The following is a 3,326-nucleotide window of genomic DNA, read 5'->3' as shown; positions in this document are numbered from 1 at the left end:
TTTGAGCACCGGCAGCACATTTCAGCGCCCGGATATTACTGCCATCCAGCGCCGTGGCAGACCAGTCAACGAGACCATGCGCATCAAGAGCAGAAAGTAACCTGTTGAAAATAATGTTAATCACACCCGATTTTGACCACCGATTAAAGCGGTTATATACGTTTTTCCACGGACCATATCGCTCAGGTAAATCACGCCATGGAGCACCTGAGCACAGAATCCAGAACATACCATTGATGATTTTACGATGTTCTGCCCATGGACGTCCGGCACGTGGTATTGCTGGTTCAGTAGGCAGTAAAGACTGGATGATCATCCATGCTTCATCGGGAAGGTCGTAGCGAGCCATAGTTCAATATACTGTGGAAACATACGGTTACTATAAATCAGGCAATTAAGGGACACAACCTAGAAAGCTGCGTCCAATCCCCCACCCCGCCGGCAAACAGCATCACCCCCATTGCCAGCAAGCTTAAGGTCAGTATGCCACCGACAAAGGCGCGAGGAATGGTGCGTTTAGGATCTTTCGCTTCTTCAGCGGCCATCGCCGCCCCCTAAATGGCGAGAAAGAACCAGATAGCAAAGGGAATGGCGGAAAAAATACCGGATAAGGCAATCGGACTGAAACTGTCCATCCCCGCCCAACCGCCACGAGCAAAGTTTGCCCATTCTAATCCAGGTGCTACCACCCCATAAACACCAGCAGTTCGAAAATCTCCAGTAAGGTGACTAGCAGTTCAAAGGTAGCATCAATGCCAACCCCCCAGAATATTCAACCCCATAAAGATCAGATAGGCGCTCACCGCAACCCATTTGGGGTCTAAAGACGGGAACTGTACGTTGAGATAGGCACCAATCGCCATGGAAATGGCCGGCGGTGTAAACACAAATTCAATCAGCGTGGCAAAACCTGCAATAAAGCCCCCGGTTGTGCCAAAAGCGCGGTAGGCATAGGCAAAAGGCCCACCGGCGTGGGGAATGGATGTCGTCAGTTCCGTGAAACTGAAGATAAAGGCGCAATACATGGCCGCAATCGCCAATGAGGTGATCAAAAAGCCCAGCGTGCCTGCCTGCGCCCAGCCGTAGCTCCAGCCAAAATACTCACCGTAAATCACCAACCCGACAGCAATGCCCCATAAATGGAAGCTACCGAGCATCCTTTTTAATCCTGGTTGTGCACTGTTGGTTTGCGTGTTGTTTATCCCGTAGAAATAACCTATGGGAGTCACAGCGCAAAGCGCATACCAAAGACGAAAAGACCTTACACAACTTGACATTGCGCAGGTAAGTCAACCATCGCCGCCATTCAACCTGCGATGTTTTGCAGCAGTTCGCCCCATAATGCAGCAGGCTTTGCCAATCTCAAGGGCAGCGAGGCGTACTGAAATGCAGCGATTTTTTACCTGATCGTCACGGTATCTCGCGCAGAATCACCTATTATCATTAGCATTCATGATAAAAATACGGACACGTACTAGGTTACATCCTTAAAGCGCCATCAGAACCGATAGGGAATAAGTGAGGCAACGGTGCAACTACTGATTACGGGCGGCACAGGCCTGATTGGCAGCCACCTGATTGCTCGATTACTGTCTTTATCTCACCATGTCACGGTACTCACTCGCGATACAGCGCACGCACGTCAGGCACTCGGCGAGCGCGTAGAGTATTGGTCAACGCTGCAAAATCACACCTCACTGGATGATATTGATGCCGTCATCAATCTGGCCGGAGAACCGATTGCGGACAAACGCTGGACGCCGCAACAAAAGCTGAAACCGAGCGAGAGTCGCTGGCAGCTTACCGAGCATTTGGCTACGTTGATTAAAGCCAGCGCCTCGCCGCCAGCGGTATTCATTTCCGGTTCTGCGGTCGGTTATTACGGCAATCAAGGGGCGGCATTCATCGCCGAGGATGAATCACCGACGCCCGAATTTACCCATCAACTCTGTGCGCGCTGGGAGGAATTGGCGCTGAGTGCGGAGAGCGATCGCACACGCGTCTGTCTGCTGCGCACGGGCATCGTACTGGCTGCTAACGGCGGTGCATTAGCAAAAATGCTGCCCCCCTTCCGCGTCGGGCTGGGTGGCCCCTTAGGTTCGGGCAAACAGTACATGCCGTGGATTCATATCGACGATATGGTCAATGCCATTCTTTACTTGTTGGATAACCCGATTCTTCGCGGCCCCTTTAACATGACGGCCCCCTATCCTGTACGCAATGAGCAGTTCTGCGCCATGTTGGCCCACGTGCTGGATCGCCCATGTTTTATGCGCGTGCCCGCATTTGCACTCAAACTGCTGATGGGAGAAGCCGCCACGCTGGTATTGGGTGGACAGCGTGCCACACCACATCGGCTGGAGGCCGATGGATTCGGTTTTCGCTATTACGAACTGGAAGACGCGCTCAAAGAAGTCACCGGGAAAAAATAGCCACAGGGCGTATCGTCGAACATCGCAAAATACGCCCTGTTGATAACGGCGCCAGTTACTTCAACGCACCAGAGAGAAACTGCTGCAAACGGGGACTCGCCGGGTTGCCAACTACGCGATCTGGCGGACCTTCTTCTTCGATCACACCCTGATGCAAAAAGATCACATGGCTTGATACGTGACGAGCAAACTCCATTTCATGGGTGACGACCACCATGGTTTTGCACTCTTCCACCAGTTGCTGCATGATACGCAACACTTCCCCCACCAGTTCAGGGTCCAACGCGGACGTGGGTTCGTCAAACAGCAGCACTTCCGGTTCCATCGCCAGCGCACGGGCAATGGAGACTCGCTGCTGCTGCCCACCGGAGAGATTGGACGGGTATTTATTCTGCGCCTCGCCAGTAATCCCTACTTTATCCAGATAACGCACCGCACGCTCGCGGGCTTCCGCTTTGCTCAATCCCAGTACCTGCACTGGCGCTTCCATGACATTTTCCAGTGCGGTCATAAAGCTCCACAGGTTGAAATGCTGAAAGACCATGGTCAACAGTGTGCGTAGCAGTTGCAGTTGTTTCTTATCAAATACTTTCAGTTGTCCATTAGTGTCACGCACCATGCGAATCTCTTCATCGTTGACGAATATCGCACCCTAGCACGGTTTTTCCAGAAATTTGATGCAACGCAGCAGCGTACTTTTCCCTGACCCTGACGACCCGATAATAGAAATTACATCGCCCGCTTTCGCCTGAATGCATATTCGCATGCGATCGATCATCGATTCGCATCTAAGGTCGATCACGTTTTCGCATCGTATCGATCATCCGGGAACCTGACTTTTTTATCGTGTTAGCGTGTTTCTTCTGCGCTTTCCACTACCGGGCTATTTTTCCT

The 3,326-nt window shown here is 52.0% G+C and carries 2 protein-coding genes and 2 pseudogenes; 1 reads left to right on the top strand and 3 read right to left on the bottom strand.

The annotated features are described in order from the left end of the window. On the bottom strand, positions 1-349 hold a 349-nt coding region (locus tag QZ506_RS20045), incomplete at its 3' end, for an IS5 family transposase (protein ID WP_291973422.1). 73 nt (positions 350-422) lie between these two features. Beyond that, positions 423-1,157, bottom strand: a pseudogene (locus tag QZ506_RS20040) (amino acid permease); the annotation flags it as partial. A gap of 372 nt (positions 1,158-1,529) precedes the next feature. Between QZ506_RS20040 and QZ506_RS20035 the strand changes: the two are divergent. Beyond that, complete coding sequence (locus QZ506_RS20035; RefSeq protein ID WP_291973420.1) at positions 1,530-2,432, top strand: TIGR01777 family oxidoreductase; 903 nt, start codon at positions 1,530-1,532, stop codon at positions 2,430-2,432. A gap of 55 nt (positions 2,433-2,487) precedes the next feature. Here QZ506_RS20035 and hisP read toward each other — a convergent pair. Then, a pseudogene (gene hisP, locus QZ506_RS20030) lies at positions 2,488-3,210 on the bottom strand (histidine ABC transporter ATP-binding protein HisP). Positions 3,211-3,326 lie beyond the last annotated feature (116 nt).

This window comes from Candidatus Symbiopectobacterium sp. (assembly GCF_020054415.1).
Taxonomy (GTDB): Bacteria; Pseudomonadota; Gammaproteobacteria; order Enterobacterales; family Enterobacteriaceae; genus Symbiopectobacterium.
Note: the sequence above shows the minus strand (reverse complement) of the source record. Positions and strands in the feature narration are given on the sequence as shown.